Annotated in this window: 17 protein-coding genes; all 17 read right to left on the bottom strand. The window is 37.7% G+C overall.

All coding sequences use genetic code 11. The features are described from left to right. Positions 1–10: 10 nt before the first annotated feature. Entirely contained in the window at positions 11–2581 is a 2571-nt protein-coding gene (gene mutS / locus MKY49_RS05435; protein WP_341385750.1) for a DNA mismatch repair protein MutS, read from the bottom strand. 128 nt (positions 2582–2709) lie between these two features. Beyond that, positions 2710–3369: an outer spore coat protein CotE gene (gene cotE, locus MKY49_RS05430; RefSeq protein WP_274796072.1), complete on the bottom strand. Its 660-nt coding sequence runs from the start codon at positions 3367–3369 to the stop codon at positions 2710–2712. Between the two features lie 133 nt (positions 3370–3502). Next, positions 3503–3940 carry a RicAFT regulatory complex protein RicA family protein gene (locus tag MKY49_RS05425; protein WP_274796071.1) on the bottom strand — a complete coding sequence of 146 codons (438 nt, stop codon included), beginning with the start codon at positions 3938–3940 and terminating at the stop codon, positions 3503–3505. Then, entirely contained in the window at positions 3941–5485 is a 1545-nt protein-coding gene (gene miaB, locus MKY49_RS05420) for a tRNA (N6-isopentenyl adenosine(37)-C2)-methylthiotransferase MiaB (protein ID WP_341385749.1), read from the bottom strand. It lies immediately after the preceding gene. Positions 5486–5700: 215 nt separating this feature from the next. Then, positions 5701–6963 carry a carboxylate--amine ligase gene (locus MKY49_RS05415; protein WP_341385748.1) on the bottom strand — a complete coding sequence of 421 codons (1263 nt, stop codon included), beginning with the start codon at positions 6961–6963 and terminating at the stop codon, positions 5701–5703. Positions 6964–7074: 111 nt separating this feature from the next. Beyond that, positions 7075–8085, bottom strand: a complete 1011-nt coding sequence (locus tag MKY49_RS05410; protein ID WP_341385747.1) for a histidinol phosphate phosphatase domain-containing protein — start codon at positions 8083–8085, stop codon at positions 7075–7077. Beyond that, positions 8082–8867, bottom strand: a complete 786-nt coding sequence (locus MKY49_RS05405) for a DeoR/GlpR family DNA-binding transcription regulator (protein WP_312505261.1) — start codon at positions 8865–8867, stop codon at positions 8082–8084. The genes MKY49_RS05410 and MKY49_RS05405 overlap by 4 nt, the downstream gene beginning before the upstream one ends. Then, positions 8864–9865 (bottom strand): ABC transporter ATP-binding protein, encoded by a 1002-nt coding sequence (locus tag MKY49_RS05400; RefSeq protein ID WP_341385746.1) that lies wholly within the window; start codon positions 9863–9865, stop codon positions 8864–8866. Before MKY49_RS05400 ends, MKY49_RS05405 begins: the two co-directional genes overlap by 4 nt. After that, a complete protein-coding gene (locus MKY49_RS05395) occupies positions 9862–10647 on the bottom strand; it encodes an ABC transporter permease (RefSeq protein ID WP_274796065.1) in 786 nt (261 codons plus the stop codon). The genes MKY49_RS05400 and MKY49_RS05395 overlap by 4 nt, the downstream gene beginning before the upstream one ends. Further along, positions 10644–11489: an ABC transporter permease gene (locus MKY49_RS05390; RefSeq protein WP_274796064.1), complete on the bottom strand. Its 846-nt coding sequence runs from the start codon at positions 11487–11489 to the stop codon at positions 10644–10646. Before MKY49_RS05390 ends, MKY49_RS05395 begins: the two co-directional genes overlap by 4 nt. Before the next feature lie 72 nt (positions 11490–11561). Next, positions 11562–12398: an alkaline phosphatase family protein gene (locus MKY49_RS05385; RefSeq protein ID WP_274796063.1), complete on the bottom strand. Its 837-nt coding sequence runs from the start codon at positions 12396–12398 to the stop codon at positions 11562–11564. Beyond that, on the bottom strand, positions 12388–13476 hold the full coding sequence (locus tag MKY49_RS05380) for an ABC transporter substrate-binding protein (protein WP_341385745.1): 1089 nt from the start codon (positions 13474–13476) through the stop codon (positions 12388–12390). Before MKY49_RS05380 ends, MKY49_RS05385 begins: the two co-directional genes overlap by 11 nt. A gap of 683 nt (positions 13477–14159) precedes the next feature. Further along, complete coding sequence (locus MKY49_RS05375) at positions 14160–14537, bottom strand: 2-oxoglutarate ferredoxin oxidoreductase subunit beta (protein ID WP_274796061.1); 378 nt, start codon at positions 14535–14537, stop codon at positions 14160–14162. A 143-nt stretch (positions 14538–14680) separates the two neighbouring features. Continuing rightward, positions 14681–16060 carry a sensor histidine kinase gene (locus tag MKY49_RS05370; RefSeq protein WP_341385744.1) on the bottom strand — a complete coding sequence of 460 codons (1380 nt, stop codon included), beginning with the start codon at positions 16058–16060 and terminating at the stop codon, positions 14681–14683. Beyond that, a complete protein-coding gene (locus tag MKY49_RS05365; protein WP_274796059.1) occupies positions 16048–16710 on the bottom strand; it encodes a response regulator transcription factor in 663 nt (220 codons plus the stop codon). The genes MKY49_RS05370 and MKY49_RS05365 overlap by 13 nt, the downstream gene beginning before the upstream one ends. 21 nt (positions 16711–16731) lie before the next feature. Next, entirely contained in the window at positions 16732–17487 is a 756-nt protein-coding gene (locus tag MKY49_RS05360) for a lantibiotic immunity ABC transporter MutG family permease subunit (RefSeq protein ID WP_341385743.1), read from the bottom strand. Positions 17488–17490: 3 nt separating this feature from the next. Beyond that, a complete protein-coding gene (locus tag MKY49_RS05355) occupies positions 17491–18219 on the bottom strand; it encodes a lantibiotic immunity ABC transporter MutE/EpiE family permease subunit (RefSeq protein ID WP_274796057.1) in 729 nt (242 codons plus the stop codon). Position 18220 lies beyond the last annotated feature (1 nt).

Here is an 18220-nt window from a genome sequence, read left to right as displayed (position 1 = left end):
AATCACTCCTTTATTTTTTGGCGTTAATAAGCTCTTGCTGCAGTTCATATAAAATATTCATTGCCTGCATTGGTGAAGTTCCTAAAATATTTACTTTTTCTAATTTTTTTAGCACTTCTGCCTCAGCTGGCAAAATTGATTCCTCCTCAGCAAATAAGGACATTTGCACGGGTTGTTCGGCTATTTCCTGTTTTTCGGCTACTACTTCTTTACCTGCTTCAAAATTCTCTAGCAATACACGTGCCCTCGCTAAAATTTCCTCTGGTAATTGCGCAAGCTGCGCCACATGAATACCGTAGGATTTATCAGCAGCTCCTTTTTTTACCTTATGCAAAAAGACAACCGTCCCATTTTTTTCTGTGGCTGAGACATGTACATTTTGTAAACGAGGTAAATCCTTTTCAAGTGCTGTTAACTCATGATAATGCGTAGAAAATAACGTATTGGCTCCGATTTTGTCATGAATATATTCCATCATTGACTGGGCCAAACTCATACCATCATACGTCGATGTTCCACGCCCAATTTCATCAAATAACATCAAGCTATTTTTCGTTGCGTGCATAATGGCATACTGGGATTCAAGCATCTCGATCATAAATGTGGATTGTCCTGCTGCTAAATCATCAGCCGCCCCAATTCGAGTAAAAATTTGATCGGTAATCGGTAGCTTCGCTTTTTCAGCAGGTACATAGCAGCCCATTTGCGCCATCACAACAATCAAAGCAACTTGACGCATGTAGGTACTTTTACCAGACATATTTGGCCCTGTAATGAGCATCATATTGTTCTGCTCTTCTAACACACAATCATTTGGTACATACATTTGTTTATTTAACATTTTTTCAACAACGGGATGTCTGCCCTCGATAATTTCTAAGGCACGTCCACCATGAAATTCTGGTTTCGTAAAACGATACTTTTCTGAAACACTTGCAAAGCTTAGTAAAACATCTAGCTCGCTAATGCTTGCTGCGAGTGCTTGGACACGGGGAATATATGCTTTTAATGCATCTCGAATTTCCACAAACAGATTGTACTCTAATGTTAAGCTTTCTTCCTCAGCATTTAAAATTAACGCCTCTTTTTCTTTTAGCTCCTGAGTAATATAGCGCTCTGCATTAGCTAGTGTTTGTTTACGCTCATAGCGAGTTAAATCCGCTAAATGGATATTGGATTTTGTAATTTCAATATAGTAACCAAAAATTCGATTATAGCCTATTTTTAAATTCTTAATACCTGTTTTCATCCGCTCTTCTTGTTCAAGCTGAGCAATCCAATCCTTGCCATTTCGAGCAGCATAGCGAAGCTCATCTAGGCGTTCATTAAAGCCATCACGGATGACGTCTCCTTCTTTAATGGTAATAGGCGGATTATCTGTGATTGCCTTTGCTAACAGTGCCTCAACATCTGTACATGTATCGAGTGCTAGACCCAATCGGTGAAGCGTTTCCTTGTCTGCATCCAGCAATTGTTGCTGGATGGTTGGTACCTGGCGTAGTGAATCACGCAATTGAGCTAAATCACGTCCACCCACATTACCAAAAGCAACACGACCGGCCAAGCGTTCTAAATCATATACTTGTTTTAAGGCTGTTTGCAGCTCTGTTCGCACAAAATATGCTTCCAATAAATCGGTTACAATCTCTAATCTTGCTTCTATAGCTGATCGAGTGGCAAGTGGTTGATGAAGCCATTGCTTTAATTTACGCCCACCCATCGCCGTTACAGTATCATCGAGCAGCCATAAAAGTGTCCCTTTCTGGTCTCCGCCACGAATCGATTGAATCAGCTCTAAATTTCGTTTAGAACTAGAATCAATTCGTAAATAATTTTTTATTTCATTAAATGTGAATGCTTGAATATGTGATAAGGAACGCATTTGTGTTTGGTCAATATAAGCTAACAAACGCAGACATGCAATTTGTAATGGTTGTGGGACCGCTTCTAAATAGCTTGCTGCTTGATCGATCGGCATTTCATTAGTTTCAACTGAAAGCACAATTCCCGCATTGACGGCATGCTCTGCTAACAATAGTTGTAAACTATCAGTCACAATAAGCTCCCGAATGCCGTAAGCTTGCATTTGCATTAAAAGAGCTTTTCCATCGCCTTCTATAGAAGAAGCAACTGCTTCGCCTGTCGATAAATCTAAATAAGCATAGCCAAAAGTTGTGTCATCCAATTGCTCTGCTGCTCCAATAAAATGGTTAGATTTACCATCAAGCGCCTTACCTTCCATAATGGTACCTGGTGTGATCAATTGAACGACCTCCCGTTTTACCACACCTTTTGCTTGCTTTGGATCTTCTGTTTGTTCACAAATCGCCACTTTATACCCTTTTTGTACAAGTGTTTCAATATAATTTTTAGCCGAGTGATGAGGCACCCCACACATGGGTATTCGCTCTTTTGCCCCTGCATCTCGGCTCGTTAATGTAATTTCTAAAATTTGTGAGGCATTAATGGCATCCTCAAAAAACATTTCATAAAAGTCGCCTAATCTAAAAAATAAAAAGGCATCTTTGTAATCTTCTTTAACCTGTAGATACTGTTGCATCATTGGTGTATATGTTGTCATATAAATATTTACCTCGCTCTTGCCTAATAGATATTTTTATTATAACAAAAGATACATGCGAAACGCTTGATTCACCTTTTTTAAGATGCTAGCGTTCCGCATGTATCAAAAAATGATGTTTTCTAGATTTATCTTGGTCGTTCATCAGGAAACGATGAAGACTCTAACACATACCTACCTTCACCATCAGAGCTCGAAGATGAACTTGAACTTGAGCTTGAGCTTGATGACGATGATGATGAGCTTTCATCATTAAAGTTCCAATCTTCCTCATAGTCTAATGGATGGACACTAATACAAATTGTTGTTTCACCCATTACTTCAACTACTACTTCACGTTCTACTACAATTTCAAACTTTGTACCACATGGAGAGATGACCGCTTCAATACAATTTGGTTCTTGTAACACCCGTACTCGAACATCCTCACCAACGCTAATCTCGCCTTCTCGGTAGTGAAGCTTCACTTTGTCTTTATAGTGAACTGTTTCGGAAAACACAGCTGTCTTCGAATGGTTACTATACGCATACCATACATTGACATCAAATTTCCCTGTTACTTCAACAAATTTCCCGACTCTTTTTGCAGAGCACGTATGATTGATAACCCAGCATCCTAAAATACTTGTCGGTTTATTTGTTGGTGATAATGTGACACGTTCTTCCGTTCTCTTCTTCCCTTTGGCAACTACTGCTTTCGTCACGATTTGTCGTAAACGTTTCAGCGCAATTCCTCCTTCGACTCTTTTCACTCCATCATATGCAGGTAGCGCCCATTGGGTGAACATATATTTTTAGAGAATGTAATGGTTCGGCAAGATTCTTTTCCATGAGATGTCTACTATAGGATAGAGTCCTTCTATAGAAGAAGACATAAAAAAGCTCGAATGCTGTCATTCGAGCTTTCATTTCTATGATTTTTTAAGAACAGCTACCTGGCTGAGAGTTTTCTACGTATGAACCTGTTTCACCGCGAAGTACATCGCCACCTGTTGAGCGAATAATTTCATTTGTTACATTATTAGCAATTGTATTCGAAACAAGTTGCAATAAATCGTTCACATCGCCTTGTGATTCTTTAAATTGTTGCACAACTGGGATGTCATTAATTTCTTCTTCAATTTTAGCGATTTTATCTTCAATCATTTTCAATGCTTTTTCTTTTCCTAAGTGTTGGAAATTAACAGCTTGTTTTTGTAAGCTTTTTAAACTTGCAATACGTTCACGTACTTGTTGATTTTCATTAATTTGTGCCTCTGCCTTTTTAAAGAATTCAACCTCTGGCGTATTCGCAATCATATGTGCAATTTCATGTGATTTTTTAATTAAATCTTCTTTTGTATATAAGACTTGTGTCATTTACGCTTCCACCTTTTCATTTTTTACGACTTCTACAAATTCACCAGTAAGCGAATAAGAGGTAGCCTCTATTATTTTAACTTTTACTAATTGACCAATTACTTCAGCTGGCGCTTTAAAGTTAACCAGACGATTTTTTCGCGTATAGCCAGCTAAGACATCATCGCGTTTTTTACTTGTACCTTCAACTAGAACTTCGACTATCTCACCTTTTAATCGTTCCAATGCTTTGCGAGAGTATTCACCCACTACTTCATTTAAACGTTGAAGGCGCTCTTTTTTGACCTCTTCGGGTACATTGTCAATCATTTTAGCCGCTGGTGTTCCCTCACGAGGAGAATAAATATACGTAAATGCTGCCTCAAAGCCCACTTCACGATATAACGACAATGTTTCCTCGAATTGCTCCTCTGTTTCATTTGGGTAGCCAACAATAATATCTGTCGTTAAGGTAACTTCAGGTATTGCGGCTTTAATTTTGTCTACTAATCCAAGGAAATGCTCACGTGTATATTTACGAGCCATAATTTTTAGAACTTCATTAGAGCCAGATTGTACAGGTAAATGAATATGTTCCACTAAGTTCCCGCGTTTTGCAAGCACTTCGATTAAATGGTCATCGAAATCACGCGGATGACTTGTTGTAAAACGGATACGTGGGATATCGATCTTTCTTAATTCATCCATCAAATCACCGAGGCGATAATCGATATCTTCAAAATCCTTCCCGTAAGCGTTGACATTTTGCCCCAGAAGCATAATTTCTTTATAGCCTGCAGCCGCTAAATCACGAACTTCAGCAATGATTTCTTCTGGACGTCGACTACGTTCTTTACCACGTGTGTAGGGAACGATACAATACGTACAGAATTTATCGCAACCGTACATAATATTAACCCAAGCTTTAATAGAACCAAGTCGCTTTTTCGGCAGATTTTCAATGACATCGCCTTCTTTTGACCAAACCTCTACAACCATTTCCTTCGACATATAGGCTTCTTTAAGAATGTTTGGTAAACGATGAATATTGTGCGTACCAAATACCATATCGACGTGTGGATAGCTTCTTAAAATTCTGTTGACAACCGATTCCTCTTGCGACATACAGCCACAAACCCCAATCAGCATTTCTGGGTTTTTACGTTTATATTTTAGTAGGAAACCTAGTTCTCCAAATACTTTATTTTCTGCATTTTCACGAATAGCACATGTATTCAGTAAGACAACGTCAGCCTCTTCAATCGCCTCTGTTGGTGTGTAGCCAAGCTGCATAAAAATCCCGGCCATTACTTCTGTATCATGCTCATTCATTTGGCAGCCATAAGTACGAATGTAAAAAGTACGATCTTTACCCATGCCTGCAAATTCCTCGGCAATGCTGAAATCCTTATGGTATTTAACATTTTCTTTGCCACGTTTTTTAGCATCTTTTAAGGAAGGAGCTGTAAAGACCCTCTCAAAATATTTACTATAATCCTTTTCAGGCTTGTCTTCTTTTTTTGGTTGATTGACCTGTTGATTAGCTAAGCGTTGTTCCTCATTCATCGCAATCAGGTAACTCCTTTCAAACGAAATCCATGCACTTGAATTTCCATTTTACTATTATACTGAATAGTTGATACTTCCTACAAGGTTTGCGCCTCAAATGTCGGGGATTCGACTTAATTACAGCAAGTTGGAAGTATCTATCCATTATATCTTTTAAATTTTAAGTGCTATCCTGCAGTTTAGACGTTCAATCCTGTTATTCACTTATTTAATCAATCACTTTCATGAAAGTACTTGTGATACTTTACATGTAAGTATCGATTATACAATTTCAGCTTGATCCATCGCTTGATATTTACATCTTTTTTATAAAGCAATGCATCTGTATATCGTCCTTCTTTCATTAAACGCTTTGCTTCTATTTTTAATTTTTCATTCCGCATGTATTTTAATAAAGTTTTCGGTGGAAGGAGTGACCATATATGCTTTGTCTGGACATACGTTCGTTCATGATGTATGCCAAGTAAGTAGTCATCCACCATATACTGCATTAAATTATAACCGCTTGCTGTCACATAGTGACTTGAAGCCCCTGCACGTAAATTCATTTCAAATAGCTTGTATACTCCGACTTTGGCATCATATTTCATATCGAAATTAGCAAAACCGCTATAGCCTATGTCCTCTAAAAAGTGCCGTATGGACTCCATTAGCTGTTCATCGTAATCAGTCATAACAGCTAAAGAAATACCTTTATTCTGTGGGGATGGATCTTCAAGCAGCTTGGTGCTGATACACATTAATTTGACTTTGTGATCTCTTCCTACAAAAACATCTAGTACACGGATAGAAGAATCATCGCCTGGAATAAATTCTTGTACTATCAAGGCATCTTGATAGCTAGAACGATAAATAGATTGAATAATATGCTGCATCTCAGCGGCATCCTGCACAAAAAAAATTTTTTTCTTTTCTGGAAAAGAACAATTCGTATAGGCCACTGGATTAGAGGGTTTAATGATAACTGGATACTGGAAAGGGAGTTTACCCGGTAGGTGCTGTTTAGTTACAATGATGGTTTGGGGATAGTTTAATTGATACTGATCACAAAGCTGATAAAATTTTTCCTTCGTTTGCACCCTCTTAAGCAAAGTTTGATCAATATAAGGTAAAATAAAATATTTTTCAAGCTGTACTTTATTTTCAATGATAAGCTCTGCGTAATAGCAGTCACAAACGATTAAAATCAATTTCTTCTGTTGATACTGCAGTGCTACTCCGATTAAAGCTTGTACAAAGTAGGCAGGCTCATCTAAGTTCTCTACATATTGAAACTCCAATATACTGCTATTTTGTGTGGCAACGCCTTGTGAGCCGCCTAATAGGAGCGTACGAATATTTCTATCCTTTACAGCAGGCTCAATAACAAGACTTTTGATACGATAGGCTTCATAAAAGGAGCGGGCTACTCCATAGGCATGCTGACCCGATTGGATAATAATAGGCAAAAAGGGTTGTTCATTTATGAATGTCAATTTGACTCGCCTCACATATTAAATTGAATTTAATCATTTGTATGCAAGCTCCATTGTACTTATGTAACACAATTAAAAGGCACTCTGAAACTTAAGTGCCTTTTACTCTCACTATAAATCTAGCCATTTTTTGACCCGTTGCTCAAAGGCGACCACCGATTGAACACCGTAACTCCTTAGCAATTCTGTATTGGCAAATGTATATTTACCTAAATCATCAGGAAAATGGGCGTCAGAGGACACTGTAAAAGCAACTCCATGGTTCAGTAGGGTTTGTAAAAAACGAGGGCCAGGACACATTTCCTTTACAGGATAACGATAATACAGCCCAGCATTAATTTCAGTAGCAGTTAGTGTTGACGTAAGCGCTTGAGCAATACGTTTATACCAAGCCTCATTAAATTCATGATTCTCTACTTGATAATTAAACACTTTAAAATTGTCAAGATGGGCAACAAAATCAAACATATTGGAAAGAATCATGTTCTCAACCGTTGTAAAAAATTCCTCGTAACTTTGTTGTAAAGCAGATTGATCCATTTGCTCAAAAAGATATTGTGTTTGAGGATTATCAAAGCCCCAGCCATCAACAAAATGGACAGAACCGATGACATAATCCCAAGGATAATCATTTAGCAAGGCCGTTAATTCTTCCTCCCCGCCGACAAAATAATCAGCCTCAATACCAAGCCTTAAAGCGATGCCCTGTTGGCGCCACTTCTCCTTTGCCTGCTGGATGGTACTAACAAAATCAGTTATATTTTCTGTCATAACACGTTCTAGCCAATATCGCTGGATTTGACCTATTTCACTATCATCCAGCTGCATAAAGCGCTCGAAATAGGCACGCGTTTCTTGAAAACGATATAAATGATCCACAATGCCTACTTCACGTAAGCCAAGCTGTTTTGCTTGTTCAAGATATAAATCTAACCACTCCTCGCTATAACAGCCACCTTGTACTCGCTTTGCTAGTCGCTGTAGTTGACCGGTCATATGTGCCTTCGAACCTTTATCTATCGCATCATGTTGATGGAAAAAATCTAATGCTTGTGATGTACGCTCTAGCCAGCGAAATGAATAAGGTCCTTCTTCTAAATGCACATGATAATCTATTGTCATCCGCTATTCCCTCCATTACATACCGTCCATTTTTCCTCATAATCCTGCCATTCTATTGGACAGGTGCTTTCACACAGAATTTCTGTACAATCTTCTAGATGACAGATTTGAAAAAATGATTTCCCATCCATCTTAGATGCATCGGCTAATAAATAACTCAATTTACTATGCTTGAGCATCTTTTTAGAAACTAGAGATTCATCTAAATCGTAATCATAAACAATGCCATCACTAATACCACCACAAGATAAGAAGGCTTTATCAAAATTCATATTATCTAGCATTTCTAATGTCATAGCACCCGCGACTGAAGATTGTTTAGGATTTGCCGTACCTCCTAGTAATATGACCTTGCCTGTCATACGTCGCTCTTCAATCGCTAAATTAAATTGAATAGCTGCCGCGATCGAGTTGGTTACAACAGTTATATCATCGACAGCTAGTAAGAAATCGGCCATATGAACTGTTGTTGTCCCTGTATCAACTGCAATGGTATCGCCATCGCAAATGCGTTTGGCAGCTATACGAGCAATTTGGCGCTTTGCTTCTTTTTGCATTTGTAGCTTGCGTAAAAAAGCAGGTTCATTTCGAACGTTGGTGTATTTAATAGCTCCACCATGAACCCTTGTTAGTAAATGCTGCTGCTCTAATTCATCAAAATCACGGCGAATTGTTTCTGGTGCCACTTGAAGGGCATCGGCAATATTTGCAACGATTATTTTTCCCTCTATATCTAATTGTTTTAAAATAAATTCAAATCTCTCAAGTTTTGCGTACGTCATAATAGGGCAATCACATCTTCTTTTGCGACATAACACGTATAGGATTTGCCCATTTCAAGCGAATACCCTTGTTGATGGAGTTGTTCCATTGTAAATGTGGTTTCTCCATCAAATGTAGTTCGAATAATATTGCCACTCATTAATGATTGCTTCGCTATCCCCGATAGACATAAATCCCCCTCTCTTTTTTCAAGATGCAGGGCTTCTGGTCGAATGGCAAATTTGGTGGATTGCTCTGCTAAAGTTTTTCCAAGCATTTTCTCTAATGACTTGCGAGTAAAGATATTGTAATGCCCTATAAAGCCAGCAATAAATTCATTAGTCGGTCTTGTATAAATCTCTGTCGGTGTACCATTTTGGGCTATGTTACCATGATTCATCACGAATATTCGGTCTGAAACAGCCATTGCCTCCTCCTGATCATGCGTGACTAAAATCATCGTCATATTGAGTTTTCGTTGAATTGTTCTTAAGTCAGCTTGCAGCTTCTTGCGAATTTGCGCATCTAACGCACTAAGCGGCTCATCTAAGAGAAGTACTTTGGGACGAACAATTAAGGCTCGTGCAAGAGCTACCCGTTGCTGTTGTCCACCAGATAATTCTTTTGGGTAGGCATGGGCTTTTTCACTTAAATGAACAAGTGATAGCATTTCTTGAACTCGTTTATCCATTTCAGCAGTAGCAACTTTTTGCATACGTAAACCAAAGGCAACATTTTCTTGCACAGTCATATTTGGAAAGAGCGCATAGGATTGAAAGACCATGCCCACTTGACGATCCTTCGGTTGCACACCAGTCATATCTTTTCCTTCAATAGAAATCTTACCTTTAGTTGCGTCTGTTAAGCCTGCGACAATTCGTAAAATAGTACTCTTCCCACAGCCACTTGGCCCTAACAAGGTAATGAATTCACCCTTTTTAATTTCCATAGTAATATTTGTTAAAACGGCTGATTGCCCATATTTTTTATGAAGTCCTTCAATAACAAGATAACTCATAGATTTGTAGCACCTTTCGTTCTTTTCGTTACTATCGCAATGACAAAAGTTAATAGACCCATCAGCACGATATAAATGAAAACAATTGCACTAGCAATATGTCCACTTGTGCTAAGCTTTTTCATTAAGTAAATCTGAACTGTTTCAAAGCGAGAACCAACCACAAGATTAATCAAGACAAATTCACCAAATAAGACAGAGAAGGATAACAATGCCCCTGCAAATAAACCTGGATAAACAGTAGGCAATAAAACTTTTGTAAATGCTTGCTTTTTAGAAGCGCCAAGTAATTGGGCTGCATCAAGTAGCTGCCTAGCATCTATATTTCGTAAACTATTTCGTGTTCCTTGATAGATATAAGGGAGAATCCCAACAACATAGGCTCCTAAAACAACAAAAATCATCGGTATACCAAATTGGCTATAAACACGAATAAGCCCTACTGCTAAAATAATTCCTGGGAAAGAATAGACCATAACCACTGCCATTTGTATCCATTTTTCGTATGTAGGAAAGTATAGAACAATGACGAAAATGGCTGGCACAATGACAAGGAGTGCAATACTTACAGCGCCACTGGCTAATAGTACAGAACGTCCAAATGCCTGAATAAAATCAGTGTCTTGAAACAACGTAGAAAGCCATTTTAATGTCAATCCCTCTGGTAGTATAGTTTTGTTCCATTTTGACGCAAAGGCATAGAGCATGGTTGCTAGCACAGGTAATAGTAAATACCCCACTAACAGGAGGAAAAATAAATCGGCCAAGCCTCGCTTTTTCATTTAAGTTTCCTCCTTGTTTTTGAGATGCTCCACTCACTAATTAGCATAGCAGTGACCATTGTTACAGCGAGAATGACCGCTATCGCACTTGCTAGCTCTGGTTGAGCAAAGATATCCCCTTTTATTAATGAACCAATACGAATCGCAACGAGGTTATAATTACTGCTTGTTAGTGCATAGGCAGAAGCATACGCACCCATCGCATTGGCGAACAACACACTAAATGTTCCAACAATACCTGGTAGCATAATAGGTAGACCAATCTTCATCCAAAACTGCCAACTAGATGCGCCTAGTAAGGCAGCGGCTTCCTTCCAATGTTGCTGAATCCCATCATAAATGGGATATAACAGCATGAGTGATAACGGAAGCTGAAAGTAAATGTAGATTAATAATAAACCACCCCAACTATAAAGAGAGAAGGACGATAGTACATCGATATCCCATTTTTCAAATAATAGGGTAAATAGCCCGCTATTTCCGAGTAAAACGATAAAAGCAAATGCAAGCGGAATACCCGAAAAATTCGAAGTTAAATTTGATAAAATTAAAATTTTCTCCCTTACTGGTTCAGAAAATTTCATCATGGCATAGACCGCGAACAATGTGACAATTAGCGCAATCAAGGCAGAGATAATGGATAATGTAATACTATTTTTAAAACCTTGTAAAATATAGTCATTCGTAAAAATGGCTTCATATTGCATCAACGTAAAGCCTTCACTATTTTGAAAGCTTGTTATGAGCATATAAAATAACGGAACAAAGAAAAACAATAATAGTAAGACAAGAAAAGGCGAAAGCCAGGCAATGGATTGCCGCTTCGATATCAACACAATCACTTCTTTCTATAAATTACTTGCGGCTTAGGGGGATAATAGCCGCTCCTGTTAAAGTGGAGCGACTATTATTGTTTAAACTTCTTTTGCTGTAAACACACCTTCTAGTAGGAGTGGTACCATACCTTCAGCAGGCTCAATAGCTAATAAATGACAGCATAATGGTGCAATTTGTAATTGCGAAATAATCCCTTCTTTAATACCAGCCTTTACAAAATCAGAAATGACAAACAGCGGGACATGTCGATCCTCATGGGTAGTTCCGCCATGGTTGCCATCACTTGTCATACCATGATCAGCCGTAACGATGACCTCATAGCCTTGTGCCATACACTTAGGAATAAATAAGGAAAGTAACGCATCCATGGCTAAAACTCGATTGCGATATTGTGCGGAATCTGCCGTAAATTTATGACCATCATCATCAACATTCATTGGATGGATATAAAGAAAATCAGGCTGCTTTTGATCCATTAACCATGCTGCATCAGCAAATACATGACTATCAGGATAATGATCCTCGAAATAGAACAAACCATTTTCAATAGGTAACTGTTTATCAAGCTGTAATCTATCCTCCATATGGCTAAATGGCGCTCTATTGTATAGCTCACTTACCCAATAATAAGCAGAGGCTGCAGTGGACAAACCATGTTCCTTTGCGACATGAAAGACACTTTTTTGATTCGATATACGTACGGTCATATTGCTTGTAACTCCATGAACAATGGGGGGTGTCCCTGTTAAGATCGTCTCATATAAAGGTCTTGATAAGGATGGCACCTCTGAGCAAATTTTATAGCGAGCGGCCACCTTACGTTCGACTAGATGGTGCAAGAATCCCATATGTGTACAGGCCGTATCAAAACGTAGCGCATCGATCACAATGAGTACCACTTTGTTATTTTGCATGGATTAACACCTGCTCTTGATAGTATTGAGGAATTTGCTTTGTTGTTTCTTCCCATTTCTTTTGATCTTTTACTGGTTGAGCATTCGTATACATATCTGCTGGTAATAGTAGATCCCTTACATCCTGTGGTAACTCTACCTTTTCTCGAATTGGGCGTGCATAGCCCTTTGCTAAATTCTCTTGACCAGCATCGGATAAAATATATTCGCGAGCAAGCATGGCAGCATGTGGATTTTTTGCATACTTATTAATAATCGTTGCATAGCCAGAAGTAACAGATCCTTCCGATGGGATCACTACATCGAAACGTTCTTCATCAATTTGATGACGATACCCTAAGGCATTAAAATCCCATAAGATGGCGACATCAATTTCTCCTTTTTCTAAATTTGCTACGGATGGATCTCCTTGTAATCGACCTTGTTTTGCTAACTCAGCAAAAAAATCAATGCCAGGCTGGATATTCGATTCATCTCCCCCAAATGCCATTGCCGCAGCTAAAATAGCAAACTGAGCTTGATTTGCCGTTAAGGCATCCCCAATACTAACTGTGTAATCTCCATTTTTCAGATCCTCCCAGGAAGTTGGAGGATTCTTCACATTATTTTTATCTGTTAAAAATGAAATGGTCCCCGTATAACCGACAATCCAGTGTCCTTCATCGTCCTTAGCCCAATCAGGTATTTCATCCCAGTACGAAGTTTTATATGGTAAGGTTAAGCCCTTGTCCTTAGCGATTGGACCAAAAGCGATGCCAACATCGCCAATATCTGCTGTAGCATCATCCTTCTCTGCTTCAAATTTCGCTAACTCTTCAGCACTCGACATATCCGTATCTTTGTGCTTTATGCTATATTCGGCTCCAAGCTCTTCCCAAGTTTCCACCCAGTTCGCCCATGTATCTGGCATACCAACGGAATTAACAGTACCCTCTTCCTTCGCTTTCTCCGTAATTTCCTCAAGCGATAAATCTTTGCTTACCTCATTTGCACTAGATGAACTGTCAGAACAAGCTGCTAACATGGAAATTGTTAATGCACCAATTAGACCTTTTTTCCACCACTTTTGAATTGCCATGTGTTGGACCTCCATTTGTTTTTGTTTATTTTTATTTGCTTACAAACGTAATGGTATAAAACAAACATTAAGCAAGTATGGAGTGCATTAAAATATTTAGTAAAAATTATTGAGAAATTATAAAAATCTTTAAATTTAAAATAGCAAAATCCATTTATAAAACCAGTTCTCCTGCTTTAATTTCCTTATAATAAATAAAACCCACACATTTTGAGGAAAATAATCAAAATGTGTGAGTTTTTTAGATAAATTTATGGTTTCGACAGCAATCAAAATATTAAGCATTGAACAGAATAGAAATGAATATAGAAATTTTTAAGTCGACTATATGTGTTAAGCTCTAATTCATTTTACCTTTTAAAAAATTGGTACCATGGAACACCTACAAAGAAAACAGCAAACAATAAAATAAGAAAATCATGGGCTTGTACCCCATTTGAAAAAAGTATTAGTACTATAGCTATAAATGCCAGTATTCTAAGTAAACCTAATTTTTTCATGGAACCCACCATTCATTTCTAATTTAATAAGAACAGTACGATGAAAAACTGAAAAATTACCAAGCTTACACAAAATTGGACGTATTGAAAAGTAAAATCACATACAATTTCAGACTATGACAGGTAGCCGAAATAATTCCTTACTCGAATGTAACGACAGGGATGAAATATTTATTGTGTTGATTAGTTGGAGAGACCTAAGAAATCTGCATATGTATGCGGCTCATGTTCCTTTAGAATTGTTAAAAATGTAAATGCTAGCTGCACAACTGACCACCATCTCATATTGTAGGACAGCTCAAATCGAGAAGGCTCTAACGTAAAAACATCCTGAAAAATAGCGAGTGGCTCGATTTGCTCATCCTTTAGAATGGATAAAAAGCCCAGAAATAATGTATGATCCTTTACTTCAATCAATTTATCATCTACAAGAGCATCTATTTTTTCAGGCTGCTGAAAATTACACTGTGTGGCTACATAAAGTTCTAAATCCTGTGCACGCTTTCTTTCTTCACGTTCCTTTTTCTTTGCAATAAAATCAATGACGTTATTCACGGTCATCGCCTCTTTTTTTCTTTTATTGTAGCATTGTTTAGACAAACATTGCCTGTACTGGCCTCTGCTTTTTTGGGGAACTCTTAATAATTTAACAGAGGCTTAGATGGAATACACGCGGAAGCCTGGTCTTTGCGGACAAGTATGATTTACAACCCTGACGTTGGAATTGTGATTGTCACTTTTCCTCCACCCGTTATCGATCTATTAGCTAGCGTCAATGTTCCACCATGTTTTTGAATAATCGATTCTACAATGTAAAGCCCCATCCCATGATGTTTTGCAGAATTCCTACTTGGATCCCCTCGATAAAATTGCTTGGTTGCTTCTTTTATATCTTTCGATGAAAAACCTGGACCACTATCTGTCACAGTAAAATGAACAAAGTTTAATTCTCCAGCAACCGATAAAGTGACTTTGCTATTATTGGGTGTATGTTCAACAGCATTAACAATCACATTTAAAAGAGCCCGATAAAAGAGTTCCTCCTCTATCATCAAAACAGCAGGCAATTTATCTTTCACTACATCTACTTCGAGTCTTTTTTCCAAAGCAAGAGCCTTCATTTGTTGTTCTATCTTATGAACAAAGGAATCTAATTCTACATTTGTTTTTGCATTCACAACATGTTGTTCCATCTTCGATATGTCCATTAATTGCTTTGTGAATTTTTCTATTTCAATGGTATTTTTTAATATATAACGATTATATTCTTTTTGTATATCATCTTGAACAGTATCTTGTAAAAGCTCCGCATTTCCCCGAATAATGGTAAGAGGTGTTTTCAAATCATGGGCAAGTGCAGAAATTTGTTCTCTTCGCGACCTCTCTGCCTCCCATTGTTGTGTTAATGAACGATTTAATGCTTCCTTCATTTGCTCAAAAGAGAGTGCAATATCATCTATTTCTCTAATACCAGAAGGTTTTAAATGAAAATCCAAATTTTGATTTTGGATTTTTTCAATGGCCACTTGTAAGCCCGACATTTTCCGTTTAAGCCTTCTGCCGAAATGAACTGCAAGCACTGTTGCCTGCAAAATTACTCCTAAAATAAATAACAGTAACACTGTTAGTTGAGGGTTGGGTAAGTACTTTCTTATAATAGTGGAGCGATACTCGGGAACTAAACTATAGCGTAGAATACACACTTCCTGTTCTCGTTCAATAAATGTATAAAACCTAGAGCTACTCTGCCTCTCCCCCTTTTGCTGCAAATGAAAAGCATGGAGAGCCTCTTTTTCTGTTAAATTGCCAGAAAGATATTTCCCTTGATTGGATATAACAGCGTAGTCTACAAGATCAGGAATCATATTGTCTGTAACTAAACTGCTTGAAGCAATATGATCTTTCACCTTAGTAATCTGAGTTTCTGCATAATTTGCTGGCAAAATGATATTAGCCGAAAAGGCAAACATAAATAGACCCATTAGCAGTGCAACTAATAAAATAATCCCTATACAAAGAAATAATAAATACCTAAGGAAAAATGTATGAAGACGTGTTCCTTTCCTCGGTTTTATTGACTCCATTTATATCCAATCCCCCAAACCGTGTTAATGACATCTATGTCAAAAGTATGTAGCTTTGAGCGGATATTTTTAATATGTTCTGTTATCGCCGTACTATCACTTTTGCCATCAAATCCAAAAATCGTTTCGTATATTTGTTCTTTTGAAAAAACTTGTCCCCGATTACGTGCTAAAAATTCACATATCTCATACTCACTTTTAGTTAGCATGACTCGCTCATTATGAACAAAAAGCTCTTTACCTGAAAGATTAAAATGCACATTATCGATATAAAGAATGCTCCGTTTCTCTCTTCTTTCACGTCGAATATGGGCATTGACCCTTGCACGTAGCTCCCCAATGCCAAAGGGTTTGGTTAAATAATCATCTGCACCTAATCCAAGACCATACATAACATCTTCCTCTAACGATTTAGCAGTAAGAAAAAGAATCGGACAATCCACTGCATGGCGAATTTGTCCGCATAGTGTAAAGCCATCAATAGCAGGCATCATCACATCGAGCAAAATTAAATCGAAGATACCTAGATCTAGCTTAGCAACTTCTGTTGGTTCGGATACAATTGTTACTAAATGATCATCTGTTCGAAGTGAATTTTTAATCAACATTAAAATATCTTCCTCATCATCAACTACTAATATATTCGCCATAACTAACCCTCAAATCCATTCCTAATGTTCTGATGCTCTGCCTTCCCATTTCCAAAACCATAGACACGACAGTATAAAGGTCACTAATATGCCTCCTATACAAGCTATGATACCATGACGCAAGCTAACCTCGAGCAATGCTATATCCATTCCTACAGACTTTATGATCCATAAGGAAATGAAGTGCCCGCTCCATCCATAAGGTAAAAATGGCCAAATACTATCTCCTAAGCCTGTAAGCAGTAAAGCAACCAAAAGAGCTTCTACTATACCAAGTCCAATTGAAGCTCCTTTTCCAAATTGGAGACTAACAAATAAATGTAATATATATAAAATGACATGACTGCCGAACAGAATACATGCAGCCATACTATAAAATGAATAATCAAAATGTACTTCATGTAATAGTTCTATAAAGCCTATACTAAAAATTGCTATAGAAAGAAAAATAGCTCCAAGGCTAAAGAGCAATAACAGTAACAGTTTAGCCATGTATGTCATGATTTTTCTGTTCGTTGTAGCCAGCATTACCTGAAAATGACCTGCGTTTGCCTCCTGTTCAGATGCCATAGCACACACCAATCCTATAATAATAGGTAAACCACACGCTAATCCCTGAAAATATGCTGTTACCTTTCCTTGAAAATCCCATGGTGAATAAGTGTAGTAGGCTAAAAAGATCCCTGAAATAATGAGGGGGACCAGTAGATGTGTGAGTAAAAAAGGTGTTCTTTTTGTTTTAAGACATTCTGCTCTTAATAATCGTAACATGACCATCAGCTATTTCGCCTCCCTATTTTGAAACCACTTTGCAGTCAGGAAGCTAATCATTATAAATAAAGCTAATGCAATTAGTAAGCCTGGAAGTATAACACTATTATTGAATAATGGGCTTCCTTCTGGAACTGGCAAACCATTTGGTAATATGCCAAGTGTTGAACATAATAAACGTGCTCCAATTGCAAATGGATAAGAATACCACAAATCCCCGTCTGCAAAAGCAACAATCCCAATGATATTAGCTACTAAATTTATCAAAATAGCTAAATAGGTGCCTAATTTAGCTGCTAAGAAAAGACATAAGGGAATTTGCCACAAAAACGTAAGAAAAATGATGAGAGCACTCAGTAAACTACTTGTTAGAGGTAAACTATGATTGAAAAGCAAACCTCCTGCTGTGATTCCTATAAAGAAAATAATCGTAATTAGTAGTAACCATAAACTTGTTGCAAGTATTTTTGCAAGCCAGATTTTTTTCAGGTTAAGTGGTAATGCAAGTAAACTATGATATTTCATTTTTTTATCTTTTTCCACCACTAAAGCACAGCAGATCGTCAAAGCTCCTGGCAAAAGCATGGAGTACCACCAGTTATAAGCACCTGTTTGAAAGAAAGTCCCACCCATAAGTACAGCACTTAAAAGTAATGTCATAATGGGCGTAAGCCAAAGTAATTTTGGGATAAAAGATCGCTTCCATTTTAATTGTTCTGCTTTTATAATTGCTATCATG

Source organism: Lysinibacillus sp. FSL M8-0134 (assembly GCF_038069745.1).
GTDB lineage: Bacteria > Bacillota > Bacilli > Bacillales_A > Planococcaceae > Lysinibacillus > Lysinibacillus irui.
This window is presented reverse-complemented; position numbering and strand designations above follow the sequence as displayed.